This window comes from Mesorhizobium captivum, assembly GCF_033977165.1.
GTDB lineage: Bacteria > Pseudomonadota > Alphaproteobacteria > Rhizobiales > Rhizobiaceae > Mesorhizobium > Mesorhizobium captivum.
Genome location: NZ_JAVIJB010000030.1, coordinates 37,380 through 52,115 on the forward strand (window position 1 = coordinate 37,380; position 14,736 = coordinate 52,115).

Here is a 14,736-nt window from a genome sequence, read left to right on the forward strand (position 1 = left end):
GGTATTATCAAGCCCAAATGGCCCGCTCCGAAAAACTCACAACGACCGTCTCGACCAAGGGACAGGTGACCCTGCCCAGCGCCATCCGGAAACGAAGGGGCTGGGGTGCTGGCACGCGCCTGCAGGTCGAAGACACGCCAGAGGGCGTTCTTTTGAAGCCGGTGCCGGCCTTTGCGCCGACGCGGCCGGAGGACGTGTTTGGCGTCCTGCAGCATGGTGCGAAGACGCTGGAAGAAATGGATGCGGGCGTCCTTGCCGAAGCGCAGCGGCGCCACGCTCGCGATTGATGCCAATCCTTGAAGAGGCGTAGCGGCCTCGTCGGACGCGAACACGATCGTGTTAGGAAATTATTAATTGTTCAATTGATTGGACCGCCGTTTCCGCGTTAACTCGTCACCAGTCTTCTCGTTGCGGTGGTGTTGGCAGTGCTGCGTTCCCCTGGCGTCCTGACCTCTTGTTTCCTTCTCGGCCTCGTTTCGTTGATTGGTACGACGTCGCTATCCGTAGACACGGCAGCGGCGCAGTCGACACTGTTCAAGCGGCCATCGACGCAGCCTTCCGCGGAAAGGGTCCGCTCCGCGTCGGTTGGAGGACGCACCAGCGTCCCCTATGGCTGGCTCGATTTCTGCGGCCGCCGGCCGAAAGAATGCAAGGTGGCGGCTTTGCCGGCCGCGAACGTCAAGCTGACCGCACAGACCCTGCGCACCATCAAGCGGATAAACCAGAAGGCGAACCGCGCCATCAAGCCCGTCAGCAATTACGATCACTGGGGCACTATGATGGACCACTGGGACTATCCGGTGGACGGCAAGGGCGATTGCAAGATCTACGCGCTCTACAAGCGCAAGCTTCTCATGGAAGCGGGATTTCCCCGACAAGCGCTGCTGATGACGGTGGTGCGCGACCTGAACAATGAAGGCCACACCATCCTGACGGTGAAGACGGACAAGGGCGATCTGGTGCTCGACAATCTGGCCGACGAGGTCCGGCCCTGGAACGCGACCGGCTATTATTTCCTGAAACGCCAGTCGCAGCAGAACCCGAACGTCTGGGTGTCGATCAATCAGCGGGGCGGCACGCCGAAGACCTGACGGACGCCGCCAGGCGTGTAGGCCGAGCGGCCTGCGAGAGCCGAGGCATTCCGCTTTTGACGGTTGATACGCGCTACAGACCGGCGCCCCTGCCTTGCAAGTTCATGGCCGAAAAATCGGCTCGCAAAGGTAAGGCGCGGGTCCGACCGCGCCAGCCTACTGGTTGCAGGCCGGTTCGCCCTGCTGTCCGCAAGACGGCTTCCTCTTGAGTTGCTGCTGCGGCTGCTCCTGCGGGACACGCCGCTCTTGCATCTGCGGTCTCGGCTGCGCGCGGAATTCCGGCCTCGGCTCCGATCTCTGCGGCCGGAGCACCTGCTCGTTTGGCCTTTCCTGCCTGAACTGGCGCTGCGCATTCTCGTGCGGCCTGTTGACCTTGAAGTTGCGCTGGACGTTGACCTCCGGGCCGGCGGTCCCTTCCTCGTTGTTCTGCAGCCTGCGGAACTTCCTGCTCCTGTCAACCCTGTTGGCCGAGCCCTGATTCTCGTTGGAGAACTCTTCCGGATTTTCCCTCCTGAACCGCTTCTGCACGGCCGGTCCGTTGTCGGTTGGCTCACCGTTGACGGTCGGCAGTCTGCGGAAATTCCTGCTCTTGGCGCTCTCGTCGCCCGAACCCTGACCCTGGTTGGAGAACACCTCCGGATTGTTCTTCCTGAGCCGCTTCCGCACGCTAGGCCGGTTTTCGGCCGGCTCACCGTTGACGGTCGGCAGCTTGCGGAACTTCCTGCCTTTGTTTCCGCTGGCCGGGCCCTGATCGCTTGGTTCGACAGTGGACTGGCTGGCGGACAAATCCTTGCGCTTCAGCTTTTTCGGCTTGCCGGTGTTCTGATCGGAGAAGGCGTTCGGATTATTCTTCCTGAACCTCTCCTCGGCACTCAGCCCTTTCTCGGCCGGCGCACCGTTGACGGTCGGCAGCTTGCGGAACCTCTTGCCCTTCTGCTGAGCCGTGCCCTGCTCTCCGGTAACAGCGGCACCGGCATTTCCCGTCGCCTCCTGGTTGCCGCCTACGGTGCCTTGCTTGCCGAACTGCTTCCTGGACTTGTTGCCTGGCAAATTCTCGCCGTTCAGCGCCGGCTTGCCGTTGACGAGCGGCAGCCTCTTGCCATTGGCTCCGGGCAAGGCGTGATCGGTTGAGAGCTTGCCGGTTCTGGACAGGGTCTCCGGCTGCGGAGTCACGGCACCAGGCTGCTGCTGGCCCTGAATAACGCGCTTGCCAGGCTTCGGCGGCAAGGCGCCCTGTTGCTGATTGGATGGGGCCTGACGGAACTTGGCCGCCCTCTTCTTCAGCAGCGGCGGCAACGCGACCTTGGCCGCCAGCGCATCCGCGCGGGCGCCAACGGCGCCTTCGGTCGTCTTCGGGCCTGTGCTGCGGTCTACCTGAACACCGGCGCTTGGCTGCGCGGCCTGATTGATCGTCTCGTTTTTGATCGTCGTGTTGATGTTGTTGATGACGGTCGTGTTGTGGATGTTGTTGAAGATGATGTCGTTCGGCGGCCGCACGATGTGGCGCGGCGGGTTGATGAACACGGGTATCGGCACGAACACCGGCGTCGGCAGCACGAAGATGTCGATCGGCGGCGGCGGTGGCTCAAGCACGACGAAATCCGGCGGCGGCGGCGGCAGGAAGATCACAGCGATCGGCGGCGGCGGCTCGAAGTCGAAATCGGGATCGTCGAAATAGAGCACCGGCCTATCGACGTAGATGATCTCCTCCTCCGGCGGCGGTGGCACATCATAGACAATGACGGTGAATTCCTCCGGCGGCTCTAGGGCAGCATCGAAATGCTCGAGCCGGCGGCGCGCGTCCCACGCATGCGGGCCATGCGGGTAGCGCTCCAGGTAGGACCAGTAGGCTTCCGGCGTGTCCTGCAGCCAGGTCTCGCGCCAGGTGATCGCCTCGCGCCGCGCTGCGATGATGGCTCGCACCCGCTTGGCCATCGGATCGTGCGGATAGGCGACGAGAAACTCCTGGTAGCCGCTCAGCGTGTCGCGGTCGAGAGCCGCGACATAAGCGTCGTGGGCGTTAAAATCGCGGATCGCCCTGGTCCGATTGGACCGGGATTCGGCCTCGGACACCTTGGGCGCGGGCGCGTCCGCAGCACGGTCGAAGAAGATGAACGGCGTGGTGATCTTCGAGGCATTCCACGGCACTTCCGCGCCTTGCGTCACCTCGTTGACGCGCAGACGTGTGCGGTCGAACACTTCGTCAAGCGACAACCCGCCTTCGCGGATCATCTCGGCGAGCGCCTGAGCATAGGCGCCATAGGGGCCCTTGCCTTCGGGTGCGACCGTTCCCGGAGCCGCGTTGAACGCGATCAGCATGTTCGGGTCGGGGTCGACCAATGCGAGGCCGCCGGCCAGCGGCTCCTTCCACTTCGGGAAGGGATTTGGCCGCGCCGCGTCGAGCACGACGATATTGACCTTCGTCGACAGCCCGGACAGCGGCTTTGTGATATCGGAGAGCCGCATCGCCTGAAGCGGGACGTCGTTCGGATTGGAGATCTGGGCATCGACCGGCAGGAAGTAGTTCTCGCCCTCGAACTGCACGCCATGGCCGGCGAGATAGACGAAAACGACGGCGTCGGGACCGGCGGCGGACACCTTCCCCATGAAATCGCGGAACGCGCCGCGCAGCGAGTCCTGATCCACGTCACGTGCGCCGACCACGTCGAACCCGGCGGCTTGCAATGTCTGTGCGATCAAGCCAGCGTCATTGGCCGCCGTCGCCAGTTCGCCGGTCTTATAGGCTCCATTGCCCATGACGAAGGCCAGACGTTTTTCACCTTGCGCCAGTGCTCCGGTCGCGGAGCTGACGGCGAAAAAGATAAGAACGACGACGAGGCCGAGGAGTTTCTGAAGCGTCCGCATTGCATCCGCAATCCGCTATCCGCCATCTGTCCGAGAATAATAACGTCGGAGAGGCCGGAATGTTTCCCAAACTGCGCAAAGATAAGATGCGCAAAAGGCGGCTTTGGGGCGCAATTTCGTCGAAAGAACAGGGACTTCACAAATTTCCGCGAACCACCGGTTGTAGACTACCGGCGCCGTTTCGGTTTCTCCAGCAGCGCGACGGCCTCGACATGCGGCGACCACAGGAACTGGTCGATCGGCGTCACGCTCTTCAGTTGATAGCCGCCGTCGAGGAGAATGCGCAGGTCGCGCGCCAGCGTCACCGGATTGCAGGACACGGCCGCGACCACCGGCACGTCCGAACGGGCGATCTGCTTGGACTGGTCCTCGGCTCCGGCACGCGGCGGATCGAAGACCAGGCCGTCGAATCCGTTCAATTCCTTGAAGGTCAGCGGCCGGCGGAAGAGGTCGCGGCGTTCGCTGGTCACCCGCTTCAGGCCGCTGGCGAAACGGAAAGCCCGGTCGAGCGCCGCGAGCGCCGGCGCGTCTCCCTCCACGGCATGGACCTCCGACTTCGCCGCGAGCCTGAGCGCGAAGCTGCCACAGCCAGCGAACAGGTCGGCGACCTTCTTCGCCCGCGAAAGGTGCTGGCCGACGAGACCGGCCATCGCCTGCTCGGCGGCCTCCGTCGCCTGCAGGAAGGCGCCGGGCGGAACGGCGACGGCGACCGATCCAAACTGCACCACCGGCTTCTTCGGCTCGACGATGATCTCGCCATCTACGGAAAGCCGCGCCAGCCCCTCGGCCATCACGAAATTCGAGGCGATGCGACGCTGGTTGTCGCCAAGCTTGCCAGCGTCCTGAACGGCGACGTCGAGACCGGAAGCCGTGACGGTGACCGTCATATGGAAGGCTTTCTGCGTGGCGCAAACCAGATCGGCCAGCCGTCGCAAGCGACCGAGCGACGCAACGATCGCCGGCAGCGAGATCGGGCATTCCTCGATCGGGATGATCTCGGAAGAAAGCGCGCGCACGAAGCCGAGCAGCATGCCGGCCTCGGTGCGCCGGGCGCTGAAGACGACGCGGCGGCGAGTCTGCGGCGCGCAAGGCACCAGCGCATCGATCTCGCAGGCGATGCCCTTGGCCTTCAGCGCCTGCACCACCCGCTCGCGCTTCCATTTGCGATACGCCTCGGTCTCAAAATGCTGCAGCGCGCAGCCGCCGCATTCGGTGAAATGCCGGCAGGGCGGCTCGACCCGGAGCGGCGAGGCCTCCAGCACCGACATCAGCGCCGCGCGATCCTTCTGGCGCGCCGCGGTGACCGTCTCGGCCGGCAGCGTGAACGGGATGAAGACTTCGCCACCCTCGGCCACAGCGATGCCATCGCCCTGCGCGCCAAGTCTGGCGATGGTGAAGCGCGTGCTCATCGTGGTCCGCCGTCCTTGATCGCGGCAAGCAGGAATTCGCGATTGCCGTCGCCGCCTTCGATCGGTGACGGGTGCAGCCCGAGCACGCGCCAGCCGGAAATGCCGGCAAGCCAGTCGCGCAGACCGGCGGCGATGCATTCTGCATCGCTTGGATCCTTGAGCAGGCCGCCCTTACCGATCGCTTTGCGGCCGGCCTCGAATTGCGGCTTGACGAGCAGCAGCGCCCTGGCGCCCTCGCCCGCCAAGGCGAGCGCTGGCGGCAGCGCCAGCTTCAGCGAGATGAAGCTGACGTCGCAGACGAGGAAATCCGGGATACGGCCGCCGAGATCGGCGGCGGTCAGGTCGCGAGCGTTGAGCCCTTCAATCACCGTCACACGAGGATTGCCGGCAATGTCGGGATGGATCTGGCCATGGCCGACATCGATCGCCGTGACATGGGCGGCGCCGCGCTCGAGCAGCACCTGGGTGAAGCCGCCGGTCGAGGCGCCGATGTCGAGCGCTTCGCTGCCCGAAGGATCGAGCCCAAAACGGTCTAGACCGGCAATCAGCTTCAGCGCCGCGCGCGAGACATAGGCCTGCGCGGGATCGTTTATAGCAACGAGGCAGTCCGGCGCGACGGACTGGCCAGGCTTGCGGGCAACAGCACCGCCGACGGTGACCGTGCCGCGTTCGATCGCGTCGCGGGCGCGCGAACGGCTGGCGAACAGGCCGCGCTCGACAAGCAGTTCGTCGAGCCTGAGGCGCGCGCTGGCTGGCAACGGAGAGTTCATCGGCCTTCATTGGCGAAACCAAGCCGCGAAGGCAATGGCAGCGTGTTGAATATGGCGCATGACGCGGCAGAATACGGAGGCGAAAAGCCGTTTCACCTTGGGAGGACGCGATGCTGAAGGGAACCTGCCATTGTGGCGCTGCCCACTGGACCCTGGAAGGCGATCCGGGCCCGATCACGGCCTGCAATTGCACGCTTTGCCGCCGCTATGGCACGCTCTGGGCCTACGACTATGTCGACGAGCGCATCCGCGTTGCGGGACCGGTGAGTTCCTATACGCGCGCTGAAGTGGCAGAGCCCGTGCTCGAGATCCTGTTCTGCCCGAAATGCGCCTGCGTGCTCGCCTGGCGCGGTTTGCGCTCCGGCTCCAGCGGCCGCACCCGCATCGCCGTCAATGTCCGGCTGGCGCCGCCGGAAGCCGTCGCCGACCTGCCGATAGACCATTTCGACGGTCTCGATACTTTTGACGACCTGCCGCGCGACGGCCGCTGCGTGCGCGATATGTGGTTCTAATTTTTGTTTGATGCATGTGGTCGTCCCAAAACCGCCAGGCGCTTTTGGGCGACATGCATCATTTGTTCGATGCATGTCGTTGCCCCAAAACCGCCAGGCACTTTTGGGCGACATGCATCAGAAAACCGTCCGCGATACCGGGCGCTCGACGGCCCGCATCAGGCCGTCCTTGTTGGAAGGATGCTTACGCGGCTCAACCGGAACGGCCGCGGCCGGTGCGGCTTCCGGCAGCACCACGAGCTGAGGAACCTGCCTGTAGGAAAAGCCGCCGCGGATCTTGCCCATCTTGCCGGCGACGATGTCGACCACCGCCTTTTCAAGGTTGCGGTCGTAACGCGTTTCGGCTGCCAGCGGCGTGGTCATGGCAATCAGAAGAGCCATGCCACTAAGAAGCGACTTCATTGTTCTTATCCCTGCCTAGGACCAAGGTCTTAGCAGGACGCCGTTGAAAATCGGCCAAAAGACAAGGTAACCGAACCGCCAAACGAAAGCGTTAACAAATACTTACAACCGGAAGTCGGCAATGCGATTCAGCACGTTGAGATTTCGATTCAGGCGCGCTGCGCCTGAACGCCATGGCCAAGGGCGGCAAAGACCGTGCGCACGATGCCGGCGGTGTCGAGGCCCGCGTCGGCATACATCTTTTCGGGCTTGGCGTGATCGATGAACTCGTCCGGCAGGATCAGCGGGCGGACCTTGAGGCCGTTTTCCAAAAGCCCTTCATGGGCGAGGAAATGCAGCACCTGGCTGGCGAAGCCACCGACAGCGCCCTCTTCCACCGTCACCAGAACCTCATGCGAGCGGGCGAGGCGGCGGATGAGATCCTCGTCCAGCGGCTTGGCGAAACGGGCGTCGGCAACGGTGGTGGAAAGGCCCGCCGCGCCGAGCTCTTCCGCCGCCAGCAGGCAATCCTGCAGCCGCGTGCCGAAGGAGAGAAGCGCCACCTTGGTACCTTCCTTCAGGATGCGGCCCTTGCCGATTTCGAGCACCGAGCCACGCTCAGGCATGTCGACGCCGACGCCATTGCCGCGCGGATAGCGGAAGGCGATCGGGCCGCCATCGTAGTCGGCTGCGGTGCGCACCATATGGCGAAGCTCCGCCTCGTCGGCGGCGGCCATGACCACGAAGCCAGGCAGCGAGGCCAGGAAGGTGGTGTCGAACGCGCCGCAATGGGTGGCGCCATCGGCGCCGACGAAGCCGGCGCGGTCGATCGGGAAACGCACCGGCAGTTTCTGGATCGCCACGTCATGCACGACCTGATCGTAGGCGCGCTGTAGGAAGGTCGAATAGATGGCGGCGAAGGGCTTGTAGCCTTCGGTGGCGAGGCCGGCGGCGAAGGTCACCGCATGCTGCTCGGCAATGCCGACATCGAAGGTTCGGGCCGGATACACCTCGCCGAAGAGGTCGAGGCCGGTGCCGCTCGGCATGGCGGCGGTGATCGCCACGATGCGGTCGTCCTCGCGCGCCTCCTGGATCAGGCTTTCGGCGAAGACCTTGGTGTAGCTCGGCGCGTTGGCCGGCGCCTTGGCCTGCGCGCCGGTGATGACGTCGAACTTGTTGACGCCGTGATATTTGTCGGCGGCAGCTTCCGCCGGCGCGTAGCCCTTGCCCTTCTGGGTCACGACATGGATCAGCACCGGGCCGTCGGCATTGTCGCGAACGTTCCTCAGCACCGGGATCAGGTGCTCCAGATTGTGTCCGTCGATCGGGCCGATGTGGAAAAAGCCCATTTCCTCGAACAGCGTGCCGCCGGTGACATAGCCGCGCGCGTGCTCAACGGCGCGCGTGATGGCGCTGTCGGCGCGCTTGCCGAGATAGGAGGTCAGCTTCTTGCCGAAATCGCGCAGGCCGAGATAGGCCTTGCCGGAGGCGAGCCGGGCCAGATAGGCGCTCATCGCGCCGGTCGGCGGGGCGATCGACATGTCGTTGTCGTTGAGGATGACGATGAGGCGGGCATTGAGCGCGCCGGCATTGTTCATCGCCTCATAGGCCATGCCGGCGGACATGGCGCCGTCGCCGATGACGGCGATGACGTTGTTGCGGCCGCCCGAGAGGTCGCGGCCCATGGCCATGCCGAGGCCGGCGGAAATCGAGGTCGAGGAATGCGCCGCGCCGAAGGGGTCGTATTCGCTCTCGGCTCTCCGGGTGAAGCCGGAGAGGCCGCCCTCCTGGCGAAGCGTGCGGATGCGGTCGCGGCGGCCGGTCAGGATCTTGTGCGGATAGGCCTGATGGCCGACATCCCAGATCAGCCGGTCCTGCGGCGTGTTGAAGACGTAGTGCAGGGCGACCGTCAGCTCGACCACGCCCAGCCCGGCGCCAAGATGGCCGCCCGTATGCGACACGGCATCGATCAACTCGGTGCGCAGTTCGCTCGCCAGCTGCGGCAGCTCGCTTTCCTCGAGCGCCCGCAAATCCGCAGGAATGCGGACCTTGTCGAGGAGCGGCGTGTCAGGCTTCGGGTTCACTTTGGGACGGCCTGTTAACTTAACCTTGGGTTAACCTTCAAATATGCGCTTTGATATACGCGAGATAGGCTGACGGCGCATCAATGTAAATGCGTGTCAGTGACGCGGTCCGCGCAGGATGTCCATCCTGCTCTAACCTTCCGGCAGCGGAATGAATTCTTCCTCATCGCCAGGAACGATATCGAAGCGGCCCGTCTTCCATTCTTCTTTGGCCTGCTCGATGCGTTCCTTCGAGGAGGAAACGAAATTCCACCAGATATAACGCTTGGAACCCAGCGACGCTCCGCCGAACAGCATGAAATGCGCGCCGCGCTCGGACGAGACGACGATTTCCTCGCCCGGTTTGAACACCAGAAGCCGCTCAGCCGGAAAACGATCTCCGGCGATCGAAACCTCGCCTTCCAGCGTGTAGATGGCGCGTTCCTCGGCATCGGCGGGGATTTTCACGCTTGCGCCAGCCGCCAGCCGCAGATCGGCATAAAGCGTCTCCGAGGCGGTCGCGACCGGCGAGCGCAGCCCGGAAAATTCGCCGATGACGACGCGGCCGCTGACGCCTTCGGCATCGATCGCGGGCAGACGGATCACCGATGTGTTCGCGAATACCGGGGCGATCTCTTCCTGGCTATCCGGCAGCGCCAGCCAGGTTTGCAGGCCGGAGATCGACATCGGCGCGCCGCGCAACTCCTCCGGCGTGCGCTCGGAATGGACGATGCCGCGGCCGGCGGTCATCAGGTTCACGTCACCGGGCGCGATCACCATTTCGGTGCCGAGCGAATCGCGATGCCTGATCTTGCCGTCGAACAGATAGGTGACGGTGGAAAGCCCGATATGCGGATGCGGGCGCACGTCGATCGCATGGCCGGCGCGCAGGATCGCCGGCCCCATGCGATCGAAGAAGATGAACGGTCCGACCAGCCTGCGTTTTGCGGTCGGCAAGGCGCGGCGGACCTCGAAGCCGCCAATGTCCTTGGCGTTGGGGATGACCATCAATTCGATCTGATCGCAGGCGAAGACATCGCCGGCCTCAGGATCGTTGCCCGGAAAGAAGCTCATGTCACGACCTCAGGCGAAGCGGAGCGCGGACCTGGCTTTCGCCTTGGCGGCCTCTTCCTCGCGGTTGCGCGGATTCTGCGTCGTCTCAAGCGAATCGAGCAGCTCGCGCGCGGCGGCGGCGATCGCCTCGACGGCATGGTGGAAGGCATGCTCGTTGCGCTTGGACGGCTTGGTGGAGCCGCTCAGCTTGCGCACGAACTGCAGGGCCGCGTCATGGACCTCGTCGTCGGTCGCCGGCGGCTCGAAGTTGAACAGGGTCTTGATGTTTCGGCACATGCTTGAACTCCTTACCTGCTTTTCTTCCCTAACCGGTCTGAGATTATGCACCGAGGTGTGTTGAGATTCAGGTCAGCCCGCGCCGAAAATGGTGGCTTCCGAGAACCGGAGTGGAGCGTACTTGTAATACGTGAGCACCGAAAGCGCAGGAGACCGCCATTTGCAGGCCGGCCTCACCTGAATATCAATATGCCTCACTCGGCGTCCAGCGGCTCCGTTCCTACCGGCTTGCCGTCGCGCGACAGCCTGATCTTCTCGACCTTGTCCTCGGCCGCCTTCAGCAGCCGGTCGCAATGCGCCTTCAGCGCCTCGCCGCGTTCATAGATGCGGATCGACTGGTCGAGCGGCACATCGCCGCGCTCCAGATCATCGACGATCTTCTCCAGCGCGTCGAGCGCCTGTTCGAAGCTCATCGCCTTGACGTCCTGGTTAGCTTCATCAGCCATAATTCATCCCTTCATCAGCCGCCCGACATGGGCGGCGACCGAAAATGCCAGTCCCTGCAGATCGTAGCCGCCCTCCAGCAGGCTGACGAGCCGGTTGGCGCTGTGGCGCCCGGCGCGGTCCATCAGCTGGCCGGTCGCCCAATCGAAATCATCCTCGGTCAGGTTGATCTCGGCCAGCGGATCGCGATGGTGTGCATCGAACCCGGCGGAAATGATGATCAGGTCGGGGGCGAACGCATCGACGGAGGGCAGCACGCGCGACAGGAAGGCGTCGCGAAACGTCTCGCTGCCGGTGCTCGGCGCGAGCGGCGCGTTGACGATGTTGCCGGCGCCGGTTTCGCTCTTGGCGCCGGTGCCGGGATAAAGCGGCATCTGGTGGGTCGAGCAATAGAGGACCGACGGATCGTCCCAGAAAATGTCCTGGGTACCGTTGCCGTGATGCACGTCCCAGTCGACGATGGCGACGCGTTCGGCCTGATGCTTCTTCTGCGCATGGCGGGCGGCGATCGCCGCGGTATTGAACAGGCAAAAGCCCATGGCGGTCGTCTTTTCGGCATGGTGGCCGGGCGGGCGGGCGGCAACGAACACATTGGCGGCGCGGCCTTCGAAGACATCGTCTATCGCAGCATTGGCGGCGCCGATCGCCGTCACCGCGGCCTGCCAGCTCTTCGGGCTGGCGCTGGTGTCGGCATCGATCGAAACGATGCCGCTCGCGGGGATGGCCGCACGCACGCGGGCAACAAAATCCACCGGGTGCGCATATAGGATCGTCGCCTCGTCGCCTTCCGGCGCCTTGACGCGGTCGAGCGCCGCAAAAGCCTCGTCATCCAGCACGCGCTCGATGGCGCGCAAACGGTCCGGCCGCTCAGGGTGGCCGGGCGGCGTGAGGTGTTCCAGGAATACCGGATGGGTGTAGAGACGGGTGGTCATGGCGCCTAATCTAGGCATGCGTAGCCCGGATGACCATGTTTGAGCGCCGAATGGCTGGGGAAAATCGCGTCTTGATTTGTCGCCGATGGCATTGGCGCGGCTGAAGCTTCGCGATAGAGTCGCGCCGCTGCCTGGTGCCCGCAACGCGGGAGAATCGGGAACACGGTTGAACTCCGTGGCGTGCCCAACGCTGTGAGGGGGACCGCGCCGGCAACGCCACTGTCTTGGACGGGAAGGCGCCGGACGCGGGATGATCCCGAGCCAGAAGACCGGCCCGGCAGACATGGTCTTCCGCTTGGTCAGGCGGAGGACTGCTTATCGCCAAGGGGAAAAGCGATGCAGGCACAAACGGCCGCCACCGGCGGCGATGACTTTGACCAATTGGCGCGCGACGCGGTCTACCGGGCCATGTTTACCCGACGCGACGTGCGCAGCCATTTCGTCTCGGACGATCTCGACGATTTCGTGCTGGCGCGGCTGCTGACCGCCGCCCATCACGCGCCGTCGGTCGGCTATATGCAGCCGTGGAACTTCATCGTCATCCGCGATTCCGAGCGGCGGCGGCAGGTGCGCGACCTGTTCCTTGCCGCGCGTGAGTTGGAATTGCCGGCGATCGAGGCGGAACGGCAGGCGCTCTACCGCAAGCTGAAGCTCGAAGGCATCTGCGAAAGCGCGCTCAACCTCTGCGTCACCTGCGACCGGCAGCGCTCGAAGAACTCGCCGCTGGGACGCTGGCACAATCCGGAAATGGACCTCTACAGCACCGTCTGCGCGGTGCAGAATTTCTGGCTGGCCGCGCGGGCCGAGAGCGTCGGCGTCGGCTGGGTGAGCATCATCGAGACGGAGGCGTTGAAGCGGCTTTTGTCGATCCCCGAGCATGTCACGCCGATCGCCTATCTTTGCGTCGGCCGCGTCTCGGAATTCGCGCCGCGGCCGGATCTCGAAGCGCATGGCTGGGGCCGGCGCCTGTCGCTGCCCGAGCTGGTGATGAGCGAGACCTTTTGCGGCGCCGGCGAGGCGCCGCTCAAATCGGCTATTGCCAACCTCGGAGAACGACCGAAGCCGTGATCAAGCGGCCTTCGTGGTAGGGGCTGCCAGTCAAGCAGCCCGGGGCGCATCCCAGCGCGATCCGCCGAAGGAGCCAAGCGCCTTGTCGCGGAGTTCCCTGAATTTCGAGGAAGTCTCGGCCAGGCGCCGGTCCCATTCCGGATTGGGCACCTGGCCCTCGATGGTGTCGAAATAGACTTGCATCAGCGAAGCGATGGCGAAAGGTTCGATGAAGGCAGCCTTGAAGGCCCAGGCAAAGACGATGGCCAGCACGAAGGCCCAGCCGGCGAGCTGCCCCGGCATGACCCAGAGGATGGCGGCTGCAGGCGCCAGCATAGCCAAGAAGATGACGAAGGACACGCCCCACATGATCACCGCCAGCCAGACGGCGTTCTTGACCATGTGCTTGCCGTTCTGCGCGTAGAGCACGACGCCTTGCCTGGCGGTCTCGAAAGGCGAGTTGGAATTGATGCGGATGTTGTACCCGAGGATGATCTCGTCGACATAGGTCAGCGACAGGCGGATCACGGTGTCGATGAAGCTGACGAGGCCGCTCAAGCCCGGAACGGGCAGGAAGGCGGCGATGCCGCCGAGCAGTCCGGTGACGGCGCGGATGGCGCCCTTGACCAGTTGGTCGACGACGAAAAGGATATTGGCCTCGGCGAAACGCTGGGTGACAACCTCCTTCGCATAGGCGATCTGGTTCTGGCCGTCGGGAACGTCGTGGCCGTCGATCAGATGGACCATGACGGCGATGTGGCCGGCCTTGAGCACATAGAGGATGTATTCGCGGATCCAGTAGACGGCGATCGAGACGACGCCGAAGCCGACGACGCCGCCCCACAAGGCAAACGACATCGGCCCGTCAGGATCGGTCGAGATGTGTCCGACGCCATAGCCAACGCTGGCGCCGGTGCCGGTCGCCATGATGTAAGCGAGCGTGATGCCGAAATAGACGATCATACGAAAGACGATGAACGGCCATGTCCGCATCATGATGGACACCGACCGGCCGATGCTGAAGTCCCACATGGCCCCGACTCCCCGCCTCAGAGAATGGCCGGGAAGGATGCGCTCACCCCTGCCATTGTCAATGTCGGCGCGATTTTGAGCGGGGGACAATTATTGAAGAAGTTGCTGCCCCTCATCCGCCTGCCGGATGCTACTTGCTTTTCAAGCCTTCGAGCAGTTGCTTGAACGCCGCCACCACCTGTTTCGATGTCGCTTCCGGCTCGTCCGAATTGGCGATGCGCTGCGAGGCCTGGCTGCTGGCGCCGTTGATCAGCCGCGCCGCGGTCTCGGGGTCGAGGTGGGGAACGACGACGCCCTCTTCCTGCAGCTTGGTCAGGTGATCGGTCATTGAAGCCGTGCAGGCGTTGGCGTTCGGCCACTGCGCGGGATCGCCGAGCACCGCCGGGCCGTCGCGGAACATGATGCGCTGGATCTCCGGCTCCAGCGCCATCTCGATATAGGTGGTGCATTCATCGACGAAGTGCTGCCAGCGCGTCGGCGCCCGCGCGGCAACTTCGTTCACCCGCGCAGCCATCTCGCCGTCGATCTCGGCGATCACCGCCTGCAGCAGCCCCTTCTTGTCGCCGAAGTGATGATAGAGCGCGCCGCGCGTCAGGCCCGCCGAGGCAGTGAAATCGTCCATCGAGGCCTCGGCGTAGCCGATCGTACCGAAGGCGTGGCGGGCGGCCGCGATCAGCTTGGCGCGCGTCTCGGCGATCATCTCCTTGCGGGGTCGGTGCATGGCTTCTGGCCCTATTCACATACGCAACGTATGCCAATTGACATACACGACGTATGAACTATCTGACATTGATACGCTGCGTATGTAATTGCGGCGCCTTCCCTTGTCGAGGAGCAGGA

At 64.0% G+C, this 14,736-nt stretch carries 15 protein-coding genes and 1 riboswitch; of the genes, 4 read left to right on the forward strand and 11 right to left on the reverse strand.

Translation table 11 applies throughout. The features are described 5' to 3' along the window. Positions 1–17: 17 nt before the first annotated feature. Complete coding sequence (locus tag RFM40_RS23335; RefSeq protein ID WP_320220186.1) at positions 18–287, forward strand: AbrB/MazE/SpoVT family DNA-binding domain-containing protein; 270 nt, start codon at positions 18–20, stop codon at positions 285–287. 138 nt (positions 288–425) lie between these two features. Then, complete coding sequence (locus RFM40_RS23340) at positions 426–1,091, forward strand: transglutaminase-like cysteine peptidase (RefSeq protein WP_320278295.1); 666 nt, start codon at positions 426–428, stop codon at positions 1,089–1,091. Between the two features lie 156 nt (positions 1,092–1,247). Here RFM40_RS23340 and RFM40_RS23345 read toward each other — a convergent pair whose 3' ends face one another. From RFM40_RS23345 to RFM40_RS23355, 3 genes are all read right to left on the reverse strand, one after another. Further along, positions 1,248–3,956, reverse strand: a complete 2,709-nt coding sequence (locus RFM40_RS23345; RefSeq protein WP_320278296.1) for a caspase family protein — start codon at positions 3,954–3,956, stop codon at positions 1,248–1,250. A 167-nt stretch (positions 3,957–4,123) separates the two neighbouring features. Then, a complete protein-coding gene (locus RFM40_RS23350; RefSeq protein ID WP_320224135.1) occupies positions 4,124–5,365 on the reverse strand; it encodes a class I SAM-dependent RNA methyltransferase in 1,242 nt (413 codons plus the stop codon). After that, positions 5,362–6,135: a TlyA family RNA methyltransferase gene (locus RFM40_RS23355; protein ID WP_320224136.1), complete on the reverse strand. Its 774-nt coding sequence runs from the start codon at positions 6,133–6,135 to the stop codon at positions 5,362–5,364. The genes RFM40_RS23350 and RFM40_RS23355 overlap by 4 nt, the downstream gene beginning before the upstream one ends. A gap of 110 nt (positions 6,136–6,245) precedes the next feature. Between RFM40_RS23355 and RFM40_RS23360 the strand changes: the two genes are divergently transcribed. Continuing rightward, entirely contained in the window at positions 6,246–6,647 is a 402-nt protein-coding gene (locus RFM40_RS23360; RefSeq protein WP_320224137.1) for a GFA family protein, read from the forward strand. Between the two features lie 117 nt (positions 6,648–6,764). Here RFM40_RS23360 and RFM40_RS23365 read toward each other — a convergent pair whose 3' ends face one another. The 6 genes from RFM40_RS23365 to RFM40_RS23390 all read right to left on the reverse strand — a co-directional run bounded on the left by RFM40_RS23365 (position 6,765) and on the right by RFM40_RS23390 (position 11,817). Further along, positions 6,765–7,049 (reverse strand): hypothetical protein, encoded by a 285-nt coding sequence (locus tag RFM40_RS23365; protein ID WP_320278297.1) that lies wholly within the window; start codon positions 7,047–7,049, stop codon positions 6,765–6,767. Positions 7,050–7,198: 149 nt separating this feature from the next. Beyond that, a complete protein-coding gene (gene dxs, locus RFM40_RS23370) occupies positions 7,199–9,112 on the reverse strand; it encodes a 1-deoxy-D-xylulose-5-phosphate synthase (RefSeq protein ID WP_320224139.1) in 1,914 nt (637 codons plus the stop codon). Positions 9,113–9,244: 132 nt separating this feature from the next. Continuing rightward, positions 9,245–10,165, reverse strand: a complete 921-nt coding sequence (locus RFM40_RS23375) for a pirin family protein (protein WP_320220194.1) — start codon at positions 10,163–10,165, stop codon at positions 9,245–9,247. 9 nt (positions 10,166–10,174) lie between these two features. Next, on the reverse strand, positions 10,175–10,441 hold the full coding sequence (locus RFM40_RS23380; RefSeq protein WP_320224140.1) for a DUF2277 domain-containing protein: 267 nt from the start codon (positions 10,439–10,441) through the stop codon (positions 10,175–10,177). 194 nt (positions 10,442–10,635) lie between these two features. Further along, positions 10,636–10,887, reverse strand: a complete 252-nt coding sequence (locus RFM40_RS23385) for an exodeoxyribonuclease VII small subunit (RefSeq protein WP_126101464.1) — start codon at positions 10,885–10,887, stop codon at positions 10,636–10,638. Between the two features lie 3 nt (positions 10,888–10,890). After that, entirely contained in the window at positions 10,891–11,817 is a 927-nt protein-coding gene (locus RFM40_RS23390; RefSeq protein WP_320278298.1) for a histone deacetylase family protein, read from the reverse strand. A 114-nt stretch (positions 11,818–11,931) separates the two neighbouring features. Beyond that, a riboswitch (cobalamin riboswitch) is annotated at positions 11,932–12,110 on the forward strand. Between the two features lie 43 nt (positions 12,111–12,153). On the opposite strand from RFM40_RS23390, the gene bluB reads away from it, so the two are divergent. Continuing rightward, on the forward strand, positions 12,154–12,885 hold the full coding sequence (bluB, locus tag RFM40_RS23395) for a 5,6-dimethylbenzimidazole synthase (RefSeq protein ID WP_320224142.1): 732 nt from the start codon (positions 12,154–12,156) through the stop codon (positions 12,883–12,885). 30 nt (positions 12,886–12,915) lie between these two features. Here the strand turns inward: bluB and RFM40_RS23400 are convergent, their stop codons facing one another. After that, a complete protein-coding gene (locus RFM40_RS23400) occupies positions 12,916–13,896 on the reverse strand; it encodes a hypothetical protein (protein WP_320224143.1) in 981 nt (326 codons plus the stop codon). Between the two features lie 130 nt (positions 13,897–14,026). Then, positions 14,027–14,617, reverse strand: a complete 591-nt coding sequence (locus RFM40_RS23405) for a TetR/AcrR family transcriptional regulator (RefSeq protein WP_320224144.1) — start codon at positions 14,615–14,617, stop codon at positions 14,027–14,029. Positions 14,618–14,736 lie beyond the last annotated feature (119 nt).

Coding starts and splice junctions, on each gene's coding strand:
- RFM40_RS23335 (WP_320220186.1), top strand. CDS start 18: ATGGCCCGCTCCGAAAAACTCACAACGACCGTCTCGACCAAGGGACAG.
- RFM40_RS23345 (WP_320278296.1), bottom strand. CDS start 3,956: ATGCGGACGCTTCAGAAACTCCTCGGCCTCGTCGTCGTTCTTATCTTT.
- RFM40_RS23350 (WP_320224135.1), bottom strand. CDS start 5,365: ATGAGCACGCGCTTCACCATCGCCAGACTTGGCGCGCAGGGCGATGGC.
- RFM40_RS23355 (WP_320224136.1), bottom strand. CDS start 6,135: ATGAACTCTCCGTTGCCAGCCAGCGCGCGCCTCAGGCTCGACGAACTG.
- RFM40_RS23360 (WP_320224137.1), top strand. CDS start 6,246: ATGCTGAAGGGAACCTGCCATTGTGGCGCTGCCCACTGGACCCTGGAA.
- RFM40_RS23365 (WP_320278297.1), bottom strand. CDS start 7,049: ATGAAGTCGCTTCTTAGTGGCATGGCTCTTCTGATTGCCATGACCACG.
- RFM40_RS23375 (WP_320220194.1), bottom strand. CDS start 10,165: ATGAGCTTCTTTCCGGGCAACGATCCTGAGGCCGGCGATGTCTTCGCC.
- RFM40_RS23380 (WP_320224140.1), bottom strand. CDS start 10,441: ATGTGCCGAAACATCAAGACCCTGTTCAACTTCGAGCCGCCGGCGACC.
- RFM40_RS23385 (WP_126101464.1), bottom strand. CDS start 10,887: ATGGCTGATGAAGCTAACCAGGACGTCAAGGCGATGAGCTTCGAACAG.
- RFM40_RS23390 (WP_320278298.1), bottom strand. CDS start 11,817: ATGACCACCCGTCTCTACACCCATCCGGTATTCCTGGAACACCTCACG.
- bluB (WP_320224142.1), top strand. CDS start 12,154: ATGCAGGCACAAACGGCCGCCACCGGCGGCGATGACTTTGACCAATTG.
- RFM40_RS23400 (WP_320224143.1), bottom strand. CDS start 13,896: ATGTGGGACTTCAGCATCGGCCGGTCGGTGTCCATCATGATGCGGACA.
- RFM40_RS23405 (WP_320224144.1), bottom strand. CDS start 14,617: ATGCACCGACCCCGCAAGGAGATGATCGCCGAGACGCGCGCCAAGCTG.